This is a genomic window from Aeromonas sp. FL131 (assembly GCF_049860615.1).
GTDB lineage: Bacteria > Pseudomonadota > Gammaproteobacteria > Enterobacterales > Aeromonadaceae > Aeromonas > Aeromonas hydrophila.
In genome coordinates, this window is the sequence record NZ_CP187595.1 from 892149 (window position 1) to 915668 (window position 23520).

Consider the following 23520-nt stretch of genomic DNA (forward strand, 5'->3'; position numbering starts at 1 on the left):
GCTATGTCGAGGCGGCCTTGTCAGGCCGATAGCGGGTCTCTTCTATCTGATCGAAGCGCAGGATCAGGGTATCACCCCCCTTGAGGCGATAAGCGCAGTGGGAAGCGTTGCAGGCGATGCGAATATGGGGCTCATCCCCCAGCAGAGGAGACTGACTATGGGCCTCAGTCTGCGGCCATTTGTCTTGTTCTAACTGGTCTATCTGTTTTTGGGCAAGTTCTTCGCCCATGGGTTTGAGATGTTCAGAGGCAATGATGACCAGCAAGGGAGGGACGATGAAAATAGCGAGTTTGAAAATAGAACTCTGCAACCAGATCATGATGTTGAAGGTTAAGGGGGCCGGGTAGTTATTGGCGATTTTTCCTCCCTTTAGTACCAGAGGGGTTAGGACAAAGAAACGGATCACCCACCAAGAGAGAGTCAGACGCCACCTCATAGTAAACAACATGGCAAAGAGAGTAAGAAAAAGCGTTCCTAGCGCAGCGATTACTGGGACTACGTAGGGTAAAAGCAGCTGGATAAGCAGATAGAAACCGGTAAAAAGTGTGTTGTCGGCGGGTGGAGAAAACTCCGTTGAGTCCAGTCTGAATTGCCCCAGGTAACCTTGGTAATAGCGCATTCCCACAAAGTACACAGTCGCCGTCATTAAGGGGATCAGAGCGCATAGAATACCGACGAATCCCAGTATGCCTCCTTTCTCTTCTTCCTCATTTTTTGCTGCCCGCAGTTCTTGCAAATGTTTTTTAAGCCAACGTCTGCGCAGGGTGTTCAGATCCAGATCTGGTGTCATCAAATCCCTTCGTGCTGTTTGGGTCTGGTAGTGATGAAGGTTAAGCCGTCAAGGAGGAGGCGTACAGTAATGGCATGGCGGCGGCATTCTGTCAGAGAATGGCGCGGCTGCGAAACAGCACCTTGCCGCAGGCCAGGCAGGTGTGGCGCAAACGGTAATCGCCGGCGCCGGTCAGCGGGCTGAACAGCACCTTGTGCGAACCGCAGGCACAGCAACTGGCGTTTTCGCTATCGTCGGTGGCGCATTCGGGATGGCGGGCGAGGTACTCGGGCAGGGTGGGCAGTTTGTCCCAGTCGGGTTGGGTCACCGCGCGATTCTTGAGAATGATGCCGGCGGTCACCAGACCCGCCAGGGTGAGCAGTACGTCCGTCAATTCCATGTTTTGCAAGGCTCCGTCCAGGTGCGGTCGCCAAGCCGGCGAAGGCACAATATGACTCCTATCTTATCGATCCTGAGGGTGAAGTCGCTATCCCCGTTCGGGCGCCAGATGAAGAAGGACTGCTGTTATCTGATACCGGGATAAAAAGAAGGGGCCCTTGGCCCCTTCTGTCGTAGGTATTCTCAAGTGCCGTTGTCAGGCCACCTGGCGCCCCGGCTGGGTGCGGGCCAGCAGCCCTTCCGGGTTGTGGATGGCCTCCCGGGTCTTGACGTCGATGACCTCGATATGGGCGAAGCGCTCCTTGTTCTTTATGGCCACATCGTGGGCAAAGATCACGCAGCGGGCGTTGGCCACGTCCTTGGCGCTGATGCGATTGATGATGCCGTTGGCGCCCTGGGTTTCCACTTTCAGCTTGATGCCAGCCTTGGCGGCCGCTTTTTGCAGGCTCTTGGCGGCCAGGAAGGTGTGGGCCACGCCGGAGGGGCAGGCGGTGATGGCCAGCACCTCGGCTTCCCCTTCCGCCTCGATGATCTGGTATTCCTCCTGGCGCTCGTTGCTCTCTTCGGTGTCGCTGACCGGCTTTTTCAGCAGGTTGACGATAAGGGCCGTGGTCAGGGCGCCGAGCAGGGTGCCGAGGATATAGCCCATCTTGCCCTCCACCACCGGCAGCACGATCCAGCCGCCCCAGGGGGCGTGGTTGATGCTGTGCATCATGAAGCCGGTGATGTTGCCGACGATGCCGCCAGCGACGATGGCCGGGATGACCCGCACCGGGTCGGCGGCGGCAAACGGAATGGCCCCCTCGCTGATGCCGATCATGCCCATGATGGCGGCTGCCTTGCCCGCTTCACGCTCCTCTTTCTTGTAGCGACGCGGTGAGAGCAGGGTCGCCAGCGCCATGCCGAGCGGCGGCACGCAGATGGCGATGCCGACCCCGCCCATCAGCCAGGGTTGGGTGTTGACCTGGGTCTGGGCGAACAGGGTGGCCACCTTGTTGATGGGGCCGCCCATGTCAAAGGCGGTCATGCCACCGAGGATGGCCCCCAGCATCACCTTGCCCGAGCCCGCCATGCCGGAGAGCCAGTGGTTCATCCCTTCCATCATGGCGGCGATGGGGGCGCCGATCACCCACATCACGATGCCGCACACCAGGAAGGTGCCGATGAGCGGATAGATGAAGATGGAGCCGAGCGAACTCATGGAGTCCGGCAGCTTGATGCGTTTGAGCTGGTTGACGATGAGGCCGGCGATAAAGCCCACCAGGATGGCGCCGAGAAAACCGGTGTGAAACTGCTGCACTGCAATCCAGGAGCCGATCATGCCGGGGGCCAGGCCCGGTTTGTCTGCCATGGAGTAGGCGATGTAGCCGCCCAGCACGGCGGTAAACAGGGTGAGCCCGGCGATGCCCATGTCGGCCATGTCCTTGAGCACGCCCTCCTCGGGCACGGCGCCCTTGCCGCTGATCATCACCGACAGCGACAGCAAGACGCCCCCCGCGACGATGAAGGGGATCATGTGGGAGGTGCCAAACAGCAAGTGCTGTTTGAGGGTGTTGAGCTGGGCTTTGATGCCGCGCTCCTGCGGCTCCGCCGGCTGGGTGGGTTGCGGCTGAGGGGCGGCAGGGGCTGCGGACGGCCCTGCTGCGGCCAGCAAGGCGAGTACCTCGGCGCGGCTGGTGGCTGCCTGCATGCTGGCGATGAAACCGGGTTCCAGCAGTTTGGTGGATAGCTCGGCCAGCACCTCGATATGGTGGTTGGCGCCGCCCGCCGGGGAGGCAATCATGAAGAACAGCTTGGAGGGCTCGCCATCCTCTGCGCCGTAGTCGATGCCCTGGCGGCTGATGCCGACCACGATGGCGGGTTCTCGCACCGCCTCGCTCTTGGCGTGGGGCAGGGCGACCCCCTGCTCGAAACCGGTGTTGTCCAGCTCCTCCCGCGCCCAGAGGTCGCGGACAAACTGATCCTGACTGGCTATCTTGCCGCTGGCCTTGAGCCTGGCGGCCAGTTCGACAAACAGCGCCTGCTTGTCGCGGGCCGCAAGATCGAGGCAGATCAATCCTTCATCTATCAGGGTGGTGAGCATGGTTCTCTCCTGGCTGGTGCCGTCCGAATGGAAGTGGTCCTGTTGAAACTGTGGTGCAACGGGTTGACCTGCCTATTGTTTCTCCCAAGTGCCTCGGCCGAAATCGGACATATGTGCCCTTTACTGGATTTTTGTGCCGACGGTGCCTGCCTGTGACCCTGCTCGCATTTTGTCCTGCCTGAATGAACGATCTCATTTTTATAGAAATACATTTTAAAACAGAAGGTTATTTTTAATCCGAGTACGACTGATGACCAATAAGTGGTGAGCCTGAATGCTGTCGGCAGACGACGGGATGGAGATTTGTGCGCTCGAGCAGGCGAGAAAATTGTGAGCCGGTCGGCAAAAGTGGTGGCCTGGCTTTGGGGGATGCTCATGGTGGCGGGGTGGCAGGAAACGCAAGAATGAGGGGATGAAAAATCAGTGCATAATCGGCCGATTGAAAAGGGTGTGCAGATTTGTAGTGATGTGCATTTAACTATTTGATAATTAATGTTTTGTATTTTATTGGTCAGAGCGGAAAGAGGCGGTTTTGACCTCCTTTTGATGGCCTTCCGGGAGACGTTTAATCATTTTTTAGATTGCTTTTTGCATATCCAATCGTTTATTTAGTTGGACAGTTTTGGCAAACCGGAAGTCAAACCTGATGAACCGACAGGCCAACGCCCTTGATGCGGAGTGTGCCGTCAACCCGTTTTACTTGTCATGTTCACCCAGATGTAAGGAGACATCCCGATGGAAAAACTGGTCCAAGAGATCGACACCATGCGCGAAGAGTTCAAGCAACAGGAGCGCAAACAGGCCCACGACAAATGGCAGGCCAGGGTCGAAGAGCTGCAGCAGATCCGCGCTGAAGAACCTCAGCCGGAGGCAGTGGAGGAGTGACCCCGTGGCCAGCCCGGCGCTGAGGCGCGCGGCCCGGCAGAATGCAAAACCCCCGCCAGCACGGCGGGGGTTTTTTATTGCGGCTCGATGGCGTTGTGGCTCTGCCATTGGCGCAGGCGCTGCTTGAGCGAGCCGTCGCCGGGCGGAATGAAGTCATCCATCAGGTAGCAGCGATTGTCGCCGCTCTTTTGAAAATGAAGGCTGACCGTCTGCGGCTCTTTCTGGCTGTCGGAGAGGGCGAACAGATACTTCATCCTGACCGTTACTCCTTGCTCTTGTGCGTTGGCCAGGGTGAAGCTGACGGGTTCGCTTACCTCGCCATCCTGGGCATTGATCCAGGGGTCGGCATCGATGGCGCACACCTCGCCGTCGGCGTTGCAGGCGGCCTCGCTGCTCAGCACGGCGAAGAAGTCGGGGGTGAGCAGCGCCTTGAGCGGCGCCGGGTCGGCGTAATAGAAATCCTTGTGCTCGCTCCAGAACGCCTTGGCCAGCCTGAGCGCCACTTCCTTGTCACAGGCGGCATGCACCGGGCTGCCCAGCAGCGCCAGCAGTAAAACGGATAGTCCGCAGTAGCCTTTCATGATGTTCTTCCTGAACGGGGGCCGGGTGACCGTGGTGGCCTCGGCGAGGGTCAAGGCGCAGTGATAGCCAGACGGGCATGATAGCCAACCCGGCAGAGGACGACAGCAGGATCTGATGAATTTATGCCGCACATCAAGAAATTTGTCGGCAGAAGGCAGGGCGGCGTAGTGGCTGAGACCGTCAAAAAACAAGGGCCATCCTGGATGGCCCTTGTGGTCGTGGGTCGATTTGAATCGGCTTAGCAGCGGTTGCCGGCGCGGGCGACCCGGCCCTCGGCCAGCAGCTGGTAGCGGCCGGTGGCGGCCGGGATGAAGGCGGACTGCCCCTTCTCGAGGCGCAGGGTGTCGTCACCGCGCTTGAGGATCACGGCCTCGTCGATGGCAAACAGGATCTCGGCGCTGGTGGTGGTGAGCTGGTGCTCGCCCGCCGGATAGACGCTGAAGGTGAAGTCCGGTACCGGCACCTCGAAGTGCTGCACCGCCCCTTCCATGCGGGGGGCCAGCAGGATCTGGTCGTCCGGCTTGGGCAAGCAGCGGGTGCAGGCCAACAGCTCTGCCACGTCTATGTACTTGGGAGTGAGCCCGGCGCGCAGCACGTTGTCGGAGTTTGCCATGATCTCGAGGCCAGTGCCGCGCACATAGGCGTGCGGGGTGCAGGCGTCCAGATACATTGCCTGACCGGGCTGCAGGGTCACCACGTTGAGCAAGAGCGGCGAGAACAGCCCCACATCCCCCGGGTATTGGGCGGCCAGGCTGGTGACGAGGGCGAAGGTCTCTTCATCCTGATGGGCGGCGGCAAAGGCCAGCAGGCCCGCCAGTGCCTCCTCCTTGCGCGCTCCTTCCAGCACCAGCAGCTGGTGGAAGAAGTGCTGCAGACCCGCTTCGTTCTGGCTGGCGGCGAGGGCGGCGACCAGCTCGGCAAGGGCGGGCAGCTTGACCCGCTCGAACAGCGCCAGGATGGCCGGGATGGCGCGAAAGCCGTTCATCGCCTGATAGGGGGTGAGGGCAAACACCAGCTCGGGCTTGTGGTTGGGATCCTTGTAGTTGCGATTGGCGGCCGTTGGCGGGATGCCGGCGGCCTCTTCCTTGGCAAAGCCCGCTTCGGCCTGCGCCTTGCTCGGGTGCACCTGAATGGAGAGGGCCTTCTCGGCGCACAGCACCTTGAACAGGAACGGCAGGTTGCCAAAACGGGTCTGGGTGGCCTCGCCCAGCACGGCGGCGGGGGCGCTCTTTATCAGGGTCGAGAGCTTTTGTGCCTGTCCGGCCAGCACTACCTCGGAGCAGCCGTTGGGGTGGGCACCCATCCACAGTTCGGCCTGGGGCTTGCCCGCCGGATTGGGGATGCCGAACAGGGTGGTGAGGGCGTCATGGCTGCCCCAGTCGTAGCCTTGAATCGGATTTTGCATTGACAAAAAAGAGGGCAGATCGCGACTGCTCATAAGGGATGCCTCATTTGGTGTGCAGAAAATCGGGTGCAGAAAAGGGTGGCATTGCTGCCGTGGACCGGACTATAACATGGGCGGTCGCGGGCACCGCAACCGCTTGCCTCTCTCTTGATCAGGATCAGCATGTCTCTTGTCTTCAGCCAGTTGCTCGATGGCGCCCTCCACGAGCAGGCCCCCTTCGACCAGATCTGGTTCGCCCAGGATCAGGGGGTGCCGCCCGGTTTCAGCTATCAGGTCAACTTTCCCCGCCTCGAGCTGGTGTTCAGCGGCGAGTACCGCAACCAGATCTGGGACAGGGAGCAGGGCTGCCAGGAGATCTGCATCGCCCCGGGGCAGGCGCTCTACATCCCTCCCAACGGCTGGAACAAGCCGCTCTGGACCACCGACTGCTCGGTGCTGAGCCTGCTGTTCGGCAAGCGTCAGCTGGGCTTCAGTCTGGTGAGCAAGCGGCGGGAAGACCCCGATTTCTTTGACGTGCAAAAGCACAGCATCATGGCCCGGGCCGGCCATGTGAACGAACACATACTGGCGGCGCTCAACGTGCTGACCGAGGATCCCGCTCGCTCCCCCACCGACAATCACCTGCTGCAGGCGCTGCTCACCAGCGTGCGCCAGCTGCTGGCCGAGTCCACCTTCGAGCGGCCGCGGGGGGCTGAGCTGTTTCACGGGATCTGCATCTATATCCAGGAGAACTTTCACCGCCCCATCAGCCGGGATTCGATCGCCCATCGCTTCAACGTCTCGGTCAGCCACCTGTCGCATCTGTTTCGCGAGCAGGGGCACATGCGCCTGGCCGATTACATCAGCTGGGTGCGCATCGATCGGGCCAAGTTCATGCTCAAGAAATACCGCTTTCGCCTCGAAGAGGTGGCCAGCCGCTGTGGTTACAGCGATGTGAACTATTTTTGCCGGGTGTTCAAGCAGAAGACCGGGCTGACCCCCTCCCAGTACCGGGCACTCAGCCAGCCGCAGGGGCTGGCGGGATAAGCAGGGATGCTGCTGGAGCCTGTCCGAGTCAGGCTCCGGCGGGGCTGCTTCGGATCCGGAGCAGGCAGAAGGGACGCATTGTGATCCAGTGCGCGACTATGGGCTGACATGCGTGCTCGCCATTTGATTCTGCAAATGGATGGGCTTAAGATGGCCGCGCGCAACTTACAGATTGATAACAAACGGAAGTTAGGAGATGCCGATGGAAAGCAAAGTAGTTATCCCGACCCAGGGCCAGAAAATCACAGTCGATGCCAACGGCAAGCTGCAGGTTCCCAACCATCCGATCATTCCGTTTATCGAAGGGGATGGCATCGGTGTGGACGTGACCCCGGCCATGTTGAATGTGGTGAATGCCGCGGTCGAGAAAGCCTACAAAGGCGAGCGCAAGATCGCCTGGATGGAGATCTACACCGGCGAGAAGTCGACTCATGTCTATGGCGAAGGTGCCTGGCTGCCGGCCGAAACCCTGGATTTCATTCGTGAATACTGCGTGGCCATCAAGGGCCCGCTGACCACCCCGGTCGGCGGCGGTATTCGCTCCCTCAACGTGGCCCTGCGCCAGGAGCTGGATCTCTACATCTGCCTGCGTCCGGTTCGTTACTACGAGGGCACCCCGAGCCCGGTCAAGCGTCCTGATCTGACCGACATGGTGATCTTCCGCGAGAACGCCGAAGACATCTACGCCGGCATCGAGTGGAAAGCCGACAGCGACGAAGCCAAGAAGGTGATCGCCTTCCTGCAAAACGAGATGGGCGTGAAGAAGATTCGCTTCCCCGAGACCTGCGGCATCGGCATCAAGCCCATGTCCAAGGCCGGTACCGAGCGTCTGGTCCGTGCCGCCATCGAGTATGCCATCGACAACGATCGCGACTCCGTGACCCTGGTGCACAAGGGCAACATCATGAAGTTCACCGAAGGTGCCTTCAAGGATTGGGGCTATGCCCTGGCCCAGAAAGAGTACGATGCCCAGCTCATCGACGGCGGCCCCTGGTGCTCCTTCAAGAACCCGAAAACCGGCAAGACCATCGTGGTCAAGGACGTCATCGCCGACGCCTTCCTGCAACAGATCCTGCTGCGCCCGGCCGAGTATGACGTCATCGCCTGCATGAACTTGAACGGTGACTACATCTCCGACGCGCTGGCGGCCCAGGTGGGCGGCATCGGCATCGCACCGGGTGCCAACATCGGTGACGGCGTGGCCCTGTTCGAAGCGACCCACGGCACCGCGCCGAAATACGCCGGTCAGGACAAGGTCAACCCGGGTTCCCTCATCCTCTCCGCCGAGATGATGCTGCGCCACATGGGCTGGGTTGAGGCGGCCGACCTCATCATCAAGGGGATGGAAGCGGCGATCCGCAACAAGACCGTCACCTATGACTTCGAGCGTCTGATGGAAGGCGCCACCCTGCGCTCCTGCTCCCAGTTCGCCCAGGATATGGTCGACCAGATGTAATACGGGTCACTGAAATGCAAAACCGGCGCCATGAGCGCTGGTTTTTTTATGGGTGATGGGCGGGTGCCGAGGGGGGCACCCAATGGGTCAGGTGGTTTTTTCCACGTGCTGCTGGTAGATCTGCTGCCACTTGCTGAACTCGGCCTCGTCTCCCTGGGCCTGCCAGAACTCGCAGATGGAGCTGGCGAGTTCGGATGCCATGGCGTGATCCCCATCGCGGCGACTCATCAGATATTGTCCCAGCCAGCTTTGATATTGTTTCATTGCCCGATCTCCTTATCTCGTGTGTCTTGCTGACCGCCGCCAGGCTTTGTGCCGGACGGGGCCATCAGGCCACGGTTTTTCTGCATGCCCGTGATGGTTGTGATCGACGGATTGGGTCGCGATCTCGCCGGATCAGGGCGCCAACGTGGGTGCAGATGTCAAAAAACGGCCACTATCGTATCACAAAATAACCAGCTTGGGGGGATTGTCGGCAATTCAGGGTGTCCAGCTGTCTGGCCGTCTGGCTTACAAGGGGGCGAACAGCGGCGCCATCTTGCTGATCCCACACGAGAAAAACCCGCCAGTCTGGCGGGTTTTATGGCTGAAAAAAAGATCAGCGGCGGGCGCTGGCCAGGTACTTTTCCATCTCCTCGGCGGGCACCATGCCGCCGCCAGTGGCCCATACCAGGTGGGTGGCCCGAGCCATTTTTGCTGCATCCAGCCCCTGACCGGCCTGCCACTCAAGGTTGGCCGCGACGCGCCACGGGCCTGCCATGCCGGCCAGGGCAGAAGGTTCGAGCTTGATCTGCTCAGCGCGGGCCAAGAGTCCGAGCAGGTCATACATCTCCTGATCGCTAAGGGTGTAGAAACCTGCCAGCAGCCGCTCCATGGCGCGGCCGACAAAGCCGGAAGCGCGCCCCACGGCGAGGCCGTCGGCCGCAGTGAGGTTGTCGATGCCAAGGTCTTGCACCGCAATGGCATCGTGCAAGCCGGTGTGGACCCCGAGCAGCATGCAGGGGGAGTGGGTCGGCTCGGCGAACAGGCAGTGAACGTGGTCACCGAACGCGAGCTTGAGGCCAAAGGCCACCCCGCCGGGGCCGCCACCGACGCCGCAAGGCAGGTAGACAAACAGCGGATGGTCGGCGTCCACCACAATCCCCATTTCATCAAACTGCTTTTTCACCCGCTCACCGGCTACCGCGTAGCCGAGGAACAGGGTGCGTGAGTTCTCGTCATCGATGAAGAAGCAGGCGGGATCGCGCTCGGCCTCCTTGCGGCCCTGCTCCACCGCGACCCCGTAATCCTCGGCGTATTCCACCACGATGGCACCATGTTCGCGCAACTTGCGCTTCTTCCACTCCCGCGCATCAGCCGACATGTGGACGGTGACGCGAAAGCCGAGGCGGGCACTCATGATGCCGATGGACATGCCGAGGTTGCCGGTGGAGCCCACCGCGATGCTGTACTGGCTGAAGAAGTGGCGGAACTCGTCTGTGAGCAGCTTGCGATAGTCGTCCTCTTCGCAGAGCAGACCGGCCTTGATGGCCAGTTGCTCGGCGTGGGCCAGCACCTCGTAGATGCCGCCGCGCGCCTTGATGGAACCGGAGATGGGCAGATGGCTGTCTTTTTTCAGCAGCAATCGACCGGTGACCTCAACGCCGTAACGCTGGTTGAGAGTGGCCTGCATCGCCGGGATAGCGGCGATCTCGGACTCGAGAATGCCCTTGCTGGCGCGGGTCTCGGGGAAGGCTTCGCACAGGTAGGGGGCGAAGCGGGCCAGGCGGGAGGAGGCATCCGCCACATCGCTGCCATCGAGCTCCACATAGGGAAGACCTTCCACCAGGGTGGTGGCCTTGGGGTTGAACCAGCTGACCGGTTCCAGCGCGATCAGGGATTGCAGCAGCGGAAACTGCTGGGTGAGTTGTGATACATCGATGTTTTTCATGGTGTTCTCGGCCTCGTTACACGATACAGGAGAGCAGGAAAGTGCCGGCCAGCGCCATCAGGGAGGCGACAAAGGTGGCGGTAGTGTAGTACTTGAGCGTTTCGTTCAGGGTGGCGCCGCAATACTGCTTGACCAGCCAGAACAGGGAGTCGGTCACCATGGTGCAGCCAATAGCACCGGAGCCGATGGCGAGCGTCATGATCTCCGGGCTGATGTTCGGGTAGTGCACCATGATGGGGGAGACGATGGCGGTAGCCCCCATCATGGCGACGGTGGCGGAGCCCACGGCGGCGTGCAGCACGATGGCCACCAGCCAGGCCAGCAGGATGGGATGCATGTCGAGCTGGGAGAGAATGGTGGCCAGGCCGTTCCCAAGGCCACTGGCCTTGAGTACCCCGTTGAAGGCGCCGCCGGCACCGATGATCAGCAGTATGTTGGCGATGGAGGAGAAACACTGCTCGGTCTGGTCCAGCAGCCCTTCCATCTGCATGCGCCGGCGGATCCCCAGCACGTAGTAGGCGGTGAAGGCGGCGATGAACATGGCGGTGATGGGGTTGCCGATAAACTCCAGCAGGGTATAGAGGTGGCTGGCGTGATCCATGTTGAGCTCGGCCACCGTCTTGACCAGCATCAACAGGATGGGCAGCAACACGGTGAAGAGAGAGGCGCCCAAGGTCGGCAGCTCGGCCTCGTTGCGGGCCTGGATGTCGGCAAAGGCGGCAGGCACCCCCTTGAACGGTACCCGCTTGCCCAGCAGCTTCAGAAACAGCGGGCCGCCTACCAGCGAGGCAAACAACCCGACCGCGAGGCCATAGACGATGACGGATCCCACATCGGCACCCAGCTGGTTGGTGACATAGAGGGCGGCGGGGTGGGGCGGCACTATGCAGTGCACGGCCATCAGGGCGGTACAGAGTGGAATGGCCAGGGTCAGCAGCGAGGTGTTGGTCTTGCGGGCGATGGAGAAGGCCAGCGGAATGAGCAGCACCACCCCCACCTCCACAAACAGGGTGATACCGCATACCAGCCCGACCAGCACCATGGTCACCTGGGGCGACAGCCAGCGGCACTGCTGCAGGGCGAGGCCGATGCGCTCGGCGGCGCCCGACACCTCCATCATCTTGCCGAGTATGGTGCCAAGGCCGATGACGGCGGCCAGAAAGCCCAGGGTGCCGCCTATGCCTTCCTCCATGGCATTGACCATCTTGAGCGGGTTCATCCCCATCAGGGCGCCCACATAGAAGCTTGCCAGCAGCAGGGCGAGGAAGGGGTGGACCTTACCCTTCACTATGGTGACGACGATCAGCAGTATGCTGGTCAGCAGGGTTCCGACGATCCACATTTCTGAATTCATGGCGTGCCTCTGTCATGGGAATGATGTTGGCGCTATTGAATGAAAATGCAGGTTCCCTGACAAATGATGAAATCGGCAGCTTGGGTGAGCTAGGTTGATGCAAAGGTGCCACATTCATCACATTTATGTTGTGAAGGTGGTTTTGCGTGGCGTGAGATGATGCAGAGGACCACTTTTTCGGTATCATCGGTGCCGGTTTCGCAAGGGGGGGCATATGTACGGCGAAGATAACTATGTGGCGAGAAGCAGTGTTGCGGGAAACAAGCTGCTCAACGGCTATCAGCTGGCCAGACTGCACACCTTCGAGGCGGCAGCCAGACACGGCTCCTTTGCGCTGGCCGCCGACGAGCTGGCGCTCAGCCCGAGTGCGGTGAGCCACCGGATAAGCGCCCTGGAGGAGGATCTCGGCTTCAAGCTGTTCCAGCGCTTTCACCGCAAGGTGGCGCTGACGGCAGACGGGCAGCGGGTGTTCTGGGCGCTCAAGTCATCGCTGGAGTTCATCAACCAGGAGATTCTGGAGATCCGCCATCAGGAGCTGTCGGGCACCCTGACCATCTACTCGCGCCCCTCCATCGCCCAGTGCTGGCTGGTGCCTCGGCTGGCGGATTTCTCCCGCCTGCATCCCCAGATCGAGCTCAACATCATGACCGGCAACGAGAACATCAACCTGCATGGTTACGGCATCGATCTCACCCTCTATTTCGACGACAAGACGCCTGCGCGGCTCGCCATCCATCCGCTGATGGACGAGTACATGGTGCCGGTGTGCAGCCCTGAGTATGCCAAACAACACGGGCTGCTCGGCAACCCGGCCAACCTGGCGCACTGCCGCCTGCTGCATGATCGGCAAGCCTGGGGCCATGACTCCGACGGCGACGAGTGGTCCAGCTGGGCCGAGCAGTCCGGCGTGTCGCTTTCGGCATGCAGGGCCAGCATGGGGTTTGATCGCTCCGATCTTGCCATCATCGCCGCCATGAATCACGCCGGGATCGCCATGGGACGCCAGAACCTGGTGAGCAAGCGGCTGGCACGGCGCGAGCTGGTGGCCCCCTTCCCGGACATGGCGGTGCGCTGCGCCCAGCGCTACTACATCGCCACTCTGCCCAATTGCCAGAACCCCAAGGCGCAAGCCTTCATCGACTGGGCCTGCCAGCAGGCAGGGGAGAGGGATTGAGCCCCCTTCTGTATATGAAGGAATAGCCAACTAACTGATCCTGTGAGATTATTTTTATTCCTTTCCCGATTGGAACGCATCGTGTCTCTTGCTTACTACCAGTATCATGCCCACGAACTGGCGGCCCGCTATCAACAGATCCCTGCCCGTGCCGTTCATGGTGATTGGCTCAGATTGCTGGAACCCTGGCTGGTGGTGGCCCCACGCAGATTGCTTGACGTAGGGGCGGGCAGTGGACGGGATACAGCCTTTTTGGCTGGCCTTAACCCCGGCCACCATGTGGTGGCGGTCGAACCTTGCCATGCCTTCAGTGCGTTGGGTCAACACCATACTCGCACGCTAGCGGTGACGTGGGTCAATGATTCCATGCCAGCACTCTCTCATGTAATCGGCCCTTTTGATCTGATCCTGCTCAGTGCGGTCTGGATGCATTTGTCTTTGGCGGATCGCCCGCTGGCCTTGGCTCGTCTTGGTGAGCTGCTGTCGCCACAGGGTTATCTGGTGTTGAGCCTTCGCTTCTCCGTATCGGAGCAGGAGGCGCGGGAGCGGGCTATGTTCCCAGTGAGCCTCGAGGAAGTTGAGTGTCTGGCACGGAAGGAGGGGCTGACGATCCTCCATGCCTCGGCCCTACAACAGGATGTCATGGCTCGTGGTGAGTTAAGTTGGCAGAGCCTGATCCTGGGGGGAACACATGCACGCCTCCCCTGAGCAACAACTTGCTTTCATCGCTTATCTGCAGCGTATTTTCACCGAAGGCGACTTTGTGGCTACTTACAAGTGCGCCTTGCTTCACGGGATTGCAGATATCGCCATCGGGCGTAATGCCGATAGCCATGAACTGGCTGCTGCCCGTACCATCACGCTGGATGAGCTTGCAGCCAAGTTTGTTGAGCTTTACTGGCAGCACTCTCTACCTTACTCGGCAACGGAAGAAAGTGCTGCTTTGCTCAAGCAGAGCAGCGGACGTCAGGCAATCATGCTGACAGAGTTGTCTCGGCTGCGTGAAGAGGGTGTGAGTTCGGTGACCGCTTTGCGGGGCCATTCTGCTTGGCGGCCTCTCATTGCCCGAGTGCGGCGTATCTTGATTGAAGGCCCGTTATGGCGTTTGCAGATCCTGGGAGGGCAGGAGGTGTGCCACCTCTATCCTCATCACAAGGGGGTGGATCACATTTGCCTTAACCCCGGTATTCTCTACTGTCTTCATCGCTTTTACGATCTGGTGGTTTCCCTCTCCCGAGAACATTGGTTGCAACTTATCTGCGACATAAAGGGGAATCAGGGGCTGATTGGTCCCAGTGTGGGGCTGGAAGATTTTCTCTTTGGTTCACGCCGGCAGGGGCTGGGACGGGTTGGGAAAGTACTGAGAGAGTTGCAGGGGGGAACCTGCTTCTACTGCCGCAAGGCGATACAGGGGGCTGGCGAGGTGGATCACTTCATCCCTTGGCGCCGTTATCCTCTTGATCTGGGTCACAACTTCGTGCTGGCACATGCTAACTGCAATCGCAGCAAGCGAGACTTCCTCGCAGCGCCAGAACACAGGGATGCCTGGTATGAGCAGAATATTGTGACGCACGGAACACTCCTCACCGACGAGCTCAGGCTTTTGGTGGGGGTTGATGCCGAACGTTCTACCGCTATAGTGACCTGGGCCTATCAGCAGGCCGTTCGTGAGCAGGCTCGGTTGTGGCGGGGCATTGACGAGTTTGTTGACGTTACAGTGCCTGGGTTGGATATCTCCCTGCCTTCTTGGTAGGCGTGAATCTTTTTCTAAGTGTCAGGATGCCGGATATAAAAAGGGCCACCTCTTGCGAGGTGGCCCTTTCCAAACGTTTGGGCTGGGGGATGTTGAACCTAATGACTAACTAATTGATCTTAAATTAAAATCGCCAATTCAGAAAATTTCAATATGCCTAACCGTATGCCTAACATCAGAACTTCTGCAATAACATAGTGTTATCTGGGCTGGAATGGTCATATGTGGTTAATTGGCCGTGGAGGAAATTTTAACTCTCACCTTTCTCAAAAGGTAACTGACTCTTGCGAAAGTTGGCGCTCTCTGTTGTATCAGCTCCTCGTTTGGAAAAAAATTCCCCGTCCAAAATTTACTTGTCCAGCGAGCTTTGAATAGACTGTTCAACCTTCGGTGGCTTTTACCTCGCCACCGGCAGGTCCTCCCAGCGGGTGGTGTAACAGGGGCTCAGGTGCGCTTGTCGCATCATCCACTCAGGCGACCCAGTGCCCTGGCTGGCAAAGCCTACGCGCCCCAATCCCTTGGCTTTGATCTGGTCCATTACGGTCATCAGCGCGTCCGATTGAGCAGAGGACGGGGCAAACAGATCGGCCTGTTGTTGCCCCTTGGGGGTGAACTCACTCAGCATGACGCCCCCCTTCTGATAGCGGTAACCGTCGCGCCAAATCTGCGGTAGCAGCACGTTCACTTGCTGCAGCAGCAACCGGGTATCATCGCTAGGGCAGACCAGCCGGACGCCAGCCTGCTCACTGTAGTAAGGCGCTCGTTCGTCAAAGGGGCTGGTTCGCACGAACAGGTGCACCCGCTGGCAACACATCCCCTCGGCCCGCAGCTTCTCGGCTGCGCGAGCCATAAAGCCTGACAACGCTTGGGCCATTTCCCCACGCTCTGTCACGCGCTCACCAAAGGAACGGCTCGAGAGGATCTGCTGCTTCGCCACCGGTTCAACGGTCAGCTCTGCGCAAGGCAAGCCACGCAGCTCCTGTACGATCCGCTCGACCACCACGCCGTATTGGGCGCGTAACCCTTTGGCATCGCTAGCCACCAGGTCAGCCACGGTGTTGATGCCTTGTGCCACCAACTTAGCGCCCAAGCGCCGTCCTATGCCCCACACCTCATCCACCGGGGTGATAGCCATCAGCCGGGCACGGCGCAGCTCGTCACGCAAGTCCACGACGCCGCCCGTGGCAGGCCACTTCTTGGCTGCATAGTTGGCCAGCTTGGCGAGGGTCTTGGTGGGGCCGATCCCAACCCCTACCGTTAGGCCGGTCCACTGCCACACTCGCTGCCGGATCTGTTGTCCATAGGCTGTCAGGTCCCCGGCAAACGACCCCGACAGTGACAGGAATGCTTCATCGATGGAGTAGACCTCCAGCTCGGGGGCCATGGTCTCCAACGTGCTCATGACCCGGCCAGACATATCGCCATAGAGCGCGTAGTTGGAGCTGAACGCCACACCGCCATGCGCCTCGAACTGCTCGCGGATCTTGAAGTAGGGCCCAGCCATCTTGATACCCATCGCCTTGGCTTCGGGGCTGCGCGACACCACGCATCCATCGTTGTTGGAGAGCACCACGATCGGGCGGCCACGCAGCTCAGGGCGAAACAGCCGCTCACAGCTGGCGTAGAAGTTGTTTACATCAACGAGCGCTATAGCCATCACGCTGCCTCAGATTGCCAATCACATGGGTGACCACTCCGAACAACTCCAGGGAGAGGCTCATACAAGGGTCGATAGGCGCGAACGCCGGATTGGCTGGCAACAGCTGCAACCTCGGCTTGAGCTGCAAGGTCTTTACCGTGAAGCCGCCATCGAGTAGTGCAATCACCACATCACCATGGCGAGGGGTGAGGCTCTTATCGACCACCAGCAAGTCACCGGGAAAGATGCCGACCCCGGTCATGCTCTCCCCCTCGGCACGCAGATAGAAGGTTGCTGCAGGGTGCGACACGCAGTGGGTGTTAAGGTCCAACTTCCCTTCCAGATAGTCGCTGGCTGGGCTGGGAAAGCCGCAAGAGGCGCGGTGCAAGAACAGCGGGATGGTCACCTCGGCGGGTGATGGGTCTGGGGTTAACAGCTTCATGGTAATAACGCCTGTGTTTATATACAGGCATTATAGCGCGCCACCTTTGAACCAGCGCAAGTCCCGCATGCCACTGATGGCGTACCATGGCGCCAACAAATAACAAAGAGATCAGTATGAGTCACAATCTGTGTGCCCTACCGAAAGAGCAGCAAGAACGGGTCGAGGTCGAGAAGGCTGCCGCATATGCCGTATGGAAAGAGCGCAACGGTCACTTGGCCAGCGCAGAAAGCGAAGCAAGCCAGCATAAGGGTGAGCTGGGCAGCTACTTTCTTGAGCAAGTGGGTAAATACAAACGAGGTTAATTATCTCAAGCTGGACTGAACGCGCCTCAGTGGACGTCTTGCCATCACGCATCCGCCTGAAAACACGACATGTTAAAAACCTCAGTATCGAGGCTGAGCGGCTGGCCCGGTATAGTCAATCGAGTTCACGTCAGAGGAGAGATGCAATGAGTCACCAACCCGGCTTTTGGTTAGCGACACGCCAGTGGTCGCTGGCCGCACTGCTGCTGAGCCTAACGCCGCAAGTCGTGTTTGCAGCCGACTGCACCTATCGAAAAGATGCATTGGGCCATACCCGCTATCAATGTGACGATGGCAAGCAGGGCACCTTACGTGAGGATGCGCTTGGCAACATCAAAGACTCGGGAACCGGAACGACCTGGCGTAAGGACGCGCTCGGCAATCTTAAGGGGAGCGATGGCACTACCTATCGGCAAGACACGCTGGGCAATATTCGCGGCAGCAATGCCAAAACCGGTGAACGGGTGACATGGCGTGAAGATGCACTTGGTCAGTTGCGTGCATCTGATGGCACCGTCTGTCGAACCAACGCGCTGGGGCAACTCAAATGCCGTGGCGAGAGCCACACCGCCGGCCTTGCTGGAAGGCAAATGATGGCTTTTGCAGCAAACGATCTGCCTATCCGTCACTGATGTGATATCCACCATGGTTGCCACGGGGTCAAGTGGGTAAACTCGTTGGCAATCTCTGGCGTGCTCACCCGTATGGGTGCAAACAATCGCCTCTTTTCGTTTTCCATGCGCCCTTGGCGCAAACTGACTCTTATTGGAACCCTTTCCATGGCTATCAAGAAAAACGAACTCTACTCCTCCCTGTGGGCCAGTTGCGATGAACTGCGCGGCGGCATGGACGCCTCCCAGTACAAGGACTATGTGCTGACCCTGCTGTTTGTGAAGTACGTTTCCGACAAGGCCAAGGGCAACCCCTACGCCATGATTGAGGTGCCGCAAGGGGCCAGCTTTGACGACATGGTGGCGCTCAAGGGCGACAAGAATATCGGCGAGGCGATCAACCTCACCATCTCGGCGCTGGCCGAAGCCAATGATCTCAAAGGCGTGATCGACATCGCCGACTTCAACGATGAAGACAAGCTAGGCAAGGGCAAGGAGATGATCGACCGCCTGACCAAGCTGATCGGCATCTTCGAGGGGCTGGATCTCTCCGCCAACCGCACCGAGGGCGATGATCTGTTAGGCGATGCCTACGAATACCTGATGCGCCACTTCGCCACCGAATCGGGCAAGTCCAAGGGCCAGTTCTATACCCCGGCCGAGGTGTCGCGCATTCTGGCCAAGGTGATCGGCATCAGCCGCCAGACGCCGCAAGATGCCACCGTCTACGACCCTACCTGCGGCTCCGGCTCCTTGCTGCTCAAGGCCAGTGACGAGGCGGGACCCAAGGGGCTCACCATCTACGGTCAGGAGATGGATAACGCCACCAGCGCCTTGGCGCGCATGAACATGATCCTGCACGACAATCCGACCGCCAAGATCTGGAAGGGCAATACCCTGGCCGCGCCCCAGTGGAAGGAGGGCAACAACCAGCTCAAGTGCTTCGACTTTGCCGTCGCCAACCCGCCCTTTTCCAACAAGAACTGGACCAGCGGCCTGGATGCTGAGCACGATGAGTTTGGCCGCTTTGTCTGGGGCGTACCGCCGGAGAAAAATGGCGATTACGCCTTCTTGCTGCACATCATCAAGAGCCTCAACAGTCGCGGCAAGGGGGCGGTGATCCTGCCCCACGGCGTGCTGTTTCGTGGCAATGCCGAGGCGCGCATCCGCGAGAATCTGCTCAAACAAGGCTTTATCAAGGGCATTATCGGCCTGCCTGCCAACCTCTTCTACGGCACCGGCATTCCGGCCTGCATCATAGTCATCGACAAAGAGACGGCGCACCAGCGCGCCATCCAGGCCAACGGCTATACCAGCCAGAGCCTGTTTATGATCGATGCCAGCAAAGGCTTTATCAAAGATGGCAACAAGAACCGGCTGCGCGAGCAGGACATCCACAAGATAGTCGATACCTTTACCCGCGAGCAGCTGATCCCCCGTTACAGCCGCGCCGTGCCGCTCTCCGAGATTGCCGCCAACGACTACAACCTGAATATTCCGCGCTATATCGATGCCAGCGAGCCTGAAGATCTGCACGATCTGGCCGCCCACCTTAAAGGTGGCATTCCCAATCGGGATATCGACGCCCTGGGTGCTTACTGGCAGGTGTTCCCGACCCTGCGGGCCGATCTGTTTGCCCCGGCCCATGCGGGTTATAGCCATGGGTTGGTGGAGGCCGCCAAGGTCAAGGGCATCATACTGGCGCACCCAGAGTTTGTCCGTTTTGCATCTGCTTCGCTTGAACCCTTCTCACGTTGGTTTACCGAGTGCCATCTGCCGGAGATAAAGCCGGGTGAATCGCCCAAGGCATTGATTGAGGAGATCAGCGAATCGCTGCTCGCCGCCTATGCGCCGCTGCCGCTGCTGGATAACTACGATATCTACCAACTGCTGCTGGACTACTGGCATGCCGTGATGCAGGACGATGTGTATGTGCTCTGCCAGGATGGCTGGGCGGCGGGCAAGGTGCTGCGTGAGCTTAAGGTCGACAAGGGCGAAAAGCTTAAAGAGACGCCGGATCTGGTGCTGGGCAAGAGCAAATACAAGGCCGAGCTGTTGCCACCGGTACTGCTGGTGGCCCGCTTCTTTAGCGATGAGCAGGCCGACATCGACGCCCTGCAGGCCGCCGCGGATGAGGCAAGCCAAGCCTTGGAGAGCTACTTGGAAGAGCAGGGCGGCGAGGAGGGGCTGCTGAGTGACGCGGCCAACGACGCGGGCAAGATCAACGCCGCCAGCCTGAAGGCGCGGCTAAAGCAAGCCAGCGATGCCGACGAAAAGGCGGCGCTAAAAACCGCCATCAAGCTGTTCGAAGCCGAAAGCAGTGCCAAAAAGGCGGTAAAAGAAGCGCAAGAGGCGCTGGATCGGGCCGTGGTTGCCCGTTACCCCAAGCTTCTGGAGAGTGAGATCAAGCAACTGCTGGTGGAGGATAAATGGCGCGCCAGCTTGCAGGCCGCCATCGAGGCGGAGATTGAGCGCATTACCCAGCAGTTGGCTAACCGCGTCAAGGAGTTGGAGGAGCGCTACCGCGCCACCCTGCCGCAACTGACCCAGCAGGTCACAGCTCTGGAGGCGAAGGTGGCTGCGCATCTTAAGAGCATGGGGCTGGAGTGGGCATAATGGCAGAGCAGATAATGCAAGAGACCGCAGACAAGGCGATCCCGGCAGGCTATAAGCAGACCGAGGTGGGGGTTATTCCGGAGGATTGGAGTGTATCAACTATTGGTGACTGCACTCGCTGGATGTCAGGTGGAACACCAAATAGAAATATTGATGAATATTGGCACGGTACTATTCCGTGGATAAGCGGTTCCACACTAAAAAATTTTTTCATTTCCACATCAGATCAATTTTTAACAGAAATCGGTGTTGTTTCTGGGGGTAGAATGGCTCCCATTGGCTCAGTGTTAATACTAGTGCGAGGCAGTGCGCTTCATAATGAGATCCGTGCTGGATTGGTCATTGAGCCTGTTTCATTCAATCAGGATGTTAAGGCTTTAATACCAATCGATATCTTGGACTCAAGGTATTTAACATTTTTCATTCTTGGCATGAAAAACAGTCTTTTAAAATTAGTTAGTTCGGCGGGGAACAGTGCAGGTGTTTTGGATACAGAGTTAGTGAAAAATTTCAAACTCTATCTTCCTTCAAAAATAGAACAAATCGCCATTGCCAATGTGTTGTCGGATAGCGATGCGCTGATCAATGCGCTGGAGCAGCTGATCGCCAAGAAGCAGGCCATCAAGAGCGCCGCCATGCAGCAACTGCTCACCGGCCGCACCCGCCTGCCCGCCTTCGCCCTGCGCCCAGATGGTACCCCAAAAGGCTATAAACCGAGCGAGCTGGGAGACATTCCGGAGGATTGGGAGGTTGCGCCTTTCGGCAATACTCTAGCTATCCGGCATGGTAAAAATCAGAAAGCCGTTGAGAACCCAAACGGCACTATACCCATTTTTGCGACAGGTGGGCAAATTGGATGGGCACACCAATATCTTTGGAATAAACCATCGGTTTTGATTGGCCGCAAAGGAACTATCGATAAGCCTAGGTATTCAGATAAGCCATTTTGGACAGTAGATACTCTTTTCTATTCTGAAATTAAAGATTGTGCTGATCCAAAATTCATTTTCTATAAGTTTTGCATGATTGACTGGATGCAATACAACGAGGCTTCAGGTGTTCCAAGCTTAAATGCCAGCACGATTGAGCGTGTTTTGGCATCGTTGCCATTAAAAGAAGAACAAACCGCTGTTGCCAAAATCCTCTCCGATATGGATACAGAGATTCAAGTGCTGGAACAACGACTTGGCAAAACCTGCCAAATAAAACAAGGCATGATGCAAGAACTTCTGACTGGTAAAACACGGTTGATTGAAGGGAGTGAAGCCATATGAGTATTCAAATAGATATTGTTCGGATATGCGGCTTTCGAGGCATATTCAATATCGAAATGACCCTACCAAGAGTTACCGTATTGCTCGGGCAAAATAACGCTGGCAAAACATCGGTTATTAAAGCATTGCAATTAGCAATAGGTGATTACTCAAGGTATTTGTCTGATGAAGATTTCCACATTGGTGAAGATGGTAAGCGCCAAGAATCGATAACGGTCGACATTAGGTTGATACCAGTTGAAGGTAAAGCTAGAGCCAGCGAATTTTCAGAGGCGTGGCAGCAAGAGTTTGGTGCAAAAATCCAGGCAGAAGCAGATGGCAAACAGTATGTGGCAATTAGGACAATCGCAAAACCTGATAGGGTGAAAGGCGGATACATTATAGATCGTTACGAGATGGAATCGTGGCCTGAATATACTGGATGGGAAAGGGTTAATTTTAGGAAAAAGCTTGGCAAGCGACTGGAGTCTGTGCCTTTTATTCCTATTGATGCTCAGCGAGATATTCATACTGAATTGAAAGAAAAGTCTTCCTTTGTGGGGCGCGTACTGTCAAGCGTTGAGTACGATGATGCCGATGTTGCCGAGTTAGAGCGGATGGTGGCCGAAATCAATAAAGAGGCAATCGAGAAGAGCGAACCACTGAAGCGCTTGAAGACCCATCTGGATAATCTCAATCAATCATTTGAAGGCTCTGGCCAAACAGAGCTAACCCCGTTTCCGAAGAAGATTCGTGATCTGTCAAAGCGATTTAGTGTGAATTTTGGCGAATCAGATAAAAGTTCATTCTCAATGGAATATCACGGTATGGGTACGCGTAGTTGGGCGTCCATGTTGACTGTTAAAGCCTTCACCGAACTCTTAGCCAAGAATCACGAAGAGGAAGCCGAGCCTTTCTTCCCAATTATGGCCGCCGAAGAGCCTGAGGCTCACTTGCACCCGAATGCGCAAAGGACATTGTACAGGCAGCTCATAGATGTGCCTGGACAGGTGATCATTAGCACTCATTCACCGTATATCGCGGGCTTGGCTGAACTGCATGAAATTAAGTACTTAAGCAAGCCGGATAATTCAGTTCAGATATATCAGCTTAGAACTGAATTTGAAAATGACGATTTACGGAAATTGAAAAGAGAAGTCGTTCACTCACGAGGTGAACTTTTGTTCTCCAAAGCAATAATTTTATCCGAAGGTGAGACTGAGGAGCAAGCTCTGCCGGAATTGTTTGAGTCTTACACAGGCAAGCACCCATTCTCACTCGGAATAAATTTTGTTGGAGTTAATGGATCTGGGGCTAAGTACCGCCCGTTTCTTATTTTGGCGAAAGATCTCAATATACCGGTATTCATCTTTAGTGATGGTGAGGCACAAACTGTTAAAGAACTTAAAAAGAATTATGAAAAAGTCTTTGGTGCCACGGATATCGGGAAGGCAGCCAATATAACTATACTTGAAGGGACTGACTTTGAAGGTTATCTGCTGAGCCAAGGCTATCAAGATCTTATCGAAAAAACTATTCAGCAAGTTACTGGAGATGATCATGAAATCGAAAAATGGATTGAAAAACGCGAAGGTAAGTTCCTAAAACGAGTTAAGACAGATAAGCCAAACTGTGTGACTTGTAAGCAACCTATTTTTGAAGATGAAAATAGAGATTATTCCGGTGAACACGGGAGAATTAGAGCGATCCTGGATATACTGGATTCAAGTAAGCCACTGTATGCAAAAGCCATTACCGATAATCTGACTAAGTTGCCCCGAGGACAGCTTCCGGCGAAGGTTGTCGAATTATTCAAACAAATTGAGTCTGGAGTCTGA

21 protein-coding genes are annotated in these 23520 nt (G+C 57.6%); 11 read left to right on the top strand and 10 right to left on the bottom strand.

From position 1 onward, the window contains the following. Nucleotide 1: 1 nt before the first annotated feature. The 3 genes from ACPW75_RS04295 to ACPW75_RS04305 all read right to left on the bottom strand — a co-directional run bounded on the left by ACPW75_RS04295 (nt 2) and on the right by ACPW75_RS04305 (nt 3251). A complete protein-coding gene (locus ACPW75_RS04295; protein ID WP_077097122.1) occupies nt 2-790 on the bottom strand; it encodes a hypothetical protein in 789 nt (262 codons plus the stop codon). A 91-nt stretch (nt 791-881) separates the two neighbouring features. Then, a complete protein-coding gene (locus ACPW75_RS04300) occupies nt 882-1169 on the bottom strand; it encodes a hypothetical protein (protein WP_017409991.1) in 288 nt (95 codons plus the stop codon). 195 nt (nt 1170-1364) lie between these two features. After that, entirely contained in the window at nt 1365-3251 is a 1887-nt protein-coding gene (locus tag ACPW75_RS04305) for a PTS fructose transporter subunit EIIC (RefSeq protein ID WP_077097120.1), read from the bottom strand. 735 nt (nt 3252-3986) lie between these two features. On the opposite strand from ACPW75_RS04305, the gene ACPW75_RS04310 reads away from it, so the two are divergent. Next, nucleotides 3987-4136, top strand: a complete 150-nt coding sequence (locus tag ACPW75_RS04310) for a hypothetical protein (protein WP_011705333.1) — start codon at nt 3987-3989, stop codon at nt 4134-4136. A gap of 74 nt (nt 4137-4210) precedes the next feature. Here ACPW75_RS04310 and ACPW75_RS04315 read toward each other — a convergent pair whose 3' ends face one another. Continuing rightward, on the bottom strand, nt 4211-4717 hold the full coding sequence (locus ACPW75_RS04315; protein ID WP_179101474.1) for a hypothetical protein: 507 nt from the start codon (nt 4715-4717) through the stop codon (nt 4211-4213). A gap of 239 nt (nt 4718-4956) precedes the next feature. Further along, nucleotides 4957-6156: a mannose-6-phosphate isomerase, class I gene (manA, locus tag ACPW75_RS04320; protein ID WP_077097116.1), complete on the bottom strand. Its 1200-nt coding sequence runs from the start codon at nt 6154-6156 to the stop codon at nt 4957-4959. A 129-nt stretch (nt 6157-6285) separates the two neighbouring features. On the opposite strand from manA, the gene ACPW75_RS04325 reads away from it, so the two are divergent. After that, the gene (locus tag ACPW75_RS04325; protein WP_179101473.1) at nt 6286-7149 is read left to right on the top strand and encodes a helix-turn-helix transcriptional regulator; all 864 of its coding nucleotides are present in this window, start codon (nt 6286-6288) and stop codon (nt 7147-7149) included. Between the two features lie 202 nt (nt 7150-7351). Further along, complete coding sequence (gene icd / locus ACPW75_RS04330) at nt 7352-8605, top strand: NADP-dependent isocitrate dehydrogenase (RefSeq protein WP_017786499.1); 1254 nt, start codon at nt 7352-7354, stop codon at nt 8603-8605. Between the two features lie 87 nt (nt 8606-8692). Here the strand turns inward: icd and ACPW75_RS04335 are convergent, their stop codons facing one another. From ACPW75_RS04335 to dsdX, 3 genes are all read right to left on the bottom strand, one after another. Then, on the bottom strand, nt 8693-8869 hold the full coding sequence (locus tag ACPW75_RS04335; protein WP_011705338.1) for a hypothetical protein: 177 nt from the start codon (nt 8867-8869) through the stop codon (nt 8693-8695). Between the two features lie 334 nt (nt 8870-9203). After that, nucleotides 9204-10535, bottom strand: coding sequence for a D-serine ammonia-lyase (locus ACPW75_RS04340; RefSeq protein WP_077097112.1), 1332 nt, complete (start codon nt 10533-10535; stop codon nt 9204-9206). 16 nt (nt 10536-10551) lie between these two features. Continuing rightward, the gene (dsdX, locus tag ACPW75_RS04345) at nt 10552-11889 is read right to left on the bottom strand and encodes a D-serine transporter DsdX (RefSeq protein ID WP_077097111.1); all 1338 of its coding nucleotides are present in this window, start codon (nt 11887-11889) and stop codon (nt 10552-10554) included. 214 nt (nt 11890-12103) lie between these two features. On the opposite strand from dsdX, the gene dsdC reads away from it, so the two are divergent. From dsdC to ACPW75_RS04360, 3 genes are read left to right on the top strand one after another with little or no spacing between them, the layout of a single operon-like run. After that, complete coding sequence (dsdC, locus tag ACPW75_RS04350) at nt 12104-13063, top strand: DNA-binding transcriptional regulator DsdC (RefSeq protein WP_077097109.1); 960 nt, start codon at nt 12104-12106, stop codon at nt 13061-13063. Between the two features lie 42 nt (nt 13064-13105). Continuing rightward, nucleotides 13106-13771: a class I SAM-dependent methyltransferase gene (locus ACPW75_RS04355; protein ID WP_077097107.1), complete on the top strand. Its 666-nt coding sequence runs from the start codon at nt 13106-13108 to the stop codon at nt 13769-13771. Next, on the top strand, nt 13755-14816 hold the full coding sequence (locus ACPW75_RS04360) for an HNH endonuclease (protein WP_077097105.1): 1062 nt from the start codon (nt 13755-13757) through the stop codon (nt 14814-14816). Before ACPW75_RS04355 ends, ACPW75_RS04360 begins: the two co-directional genes overlap by 17 nt. Before the next feature lie 397 nt (nt 14817-15213). On the opposite strand, the gene umuC is transcribed toward ACPW75_RS04360, so the two are convergent. After that, complete coding sequence (gene umuC, locus ACPW75_RS04365) at nt 15214-16473, bottom strand: translesion error-prone DNA polymerase V subunit UmuC (RefSeq protein ID WP_425904421.1); 1260 nt, start codon at nt 16471-16473, stop codon at nt 15214-15216. Further along, nucleotides 16454-16897 (bottom strand): translesion error-prone DNA polymerase V autoproteolytic subunit, encoded by a 444-nt coding sequence (gene umuD / locus ACPW75_RS04370; RefSeq protein ID WP_021138011.1) that lies wholly within the window; start codon nt 16895-16897, stop codon nt 16454-16456. Before umuD ends, umuC begins: the two co-directional genes overlap by 20 nt. A 116-nt stretch (nt 16898-17013) precedes the next feature. On the opposite strand from umuD, the gene ACPW75_RS04375 reads away from it, so the two are divergent. From ACPW75_RS04375 to ACPW75_RS04395, 5 genes are all read left to right on the top strand, one after another. Then, nucleotides 17014-17202, top strand: coding sequence for a DUF3283 family protein (locus tag ACPW75_RS04375; RefSeq protein ID WP_021138010.1), 189 nt, complete (start codon nt 17014-17016; stop codon nt 17200-17202). Between the two features lie 146 nt (nt 17203-17348). Next, the gene (locus ACPW75_RS04380; protein WP_323582537.1) at nt 17349-17834 is read left to right on the top strand and encodes a hypothetical protein; all 486 of its coding nucleotides are present in this window, start codon (nt 17349-17351) and stop codon (nt 17832-17834) included. Between the two features lie 147 nt (nt 17835-17981). Beyond that, nucleotides 17982-20429 (top strand): type I restriction-modification system subunit M, encoded by a 2448-nt coding sequence (locus ACPW75_RS04385; protein WP_113070560.1) that lies wholly within the window; start codon nt 17982-17984, stop codon nt 20427-20429. Then, nucleotides 20429-21703 (top strand): restriction endonuclease subunit S, encoded by a 1275-nt coding sequence (locus tag ACPW75_RS04390; protein WP_077098140.1) that lies wholly within the window; start codon nt 20429-20431, stop codon nt 21701-21703. The genes ACPW75_RS04385 and ACPW75_RS04390 overlap by 1 nt, the downstream gene beginning before the upstream one ends. Then, entirely contained in the window at nt 21700-23520 is a 1821-nt protein-coding gene (locus tag ACPW75_RS04395; protein ID WP_077098137.1) for an ATP-dependent nuclease, read from the top strand. Before ACPW75_RS04390 ends, ACPW75_RS04395 begins: the two co-directional genes overlap by 4 nt.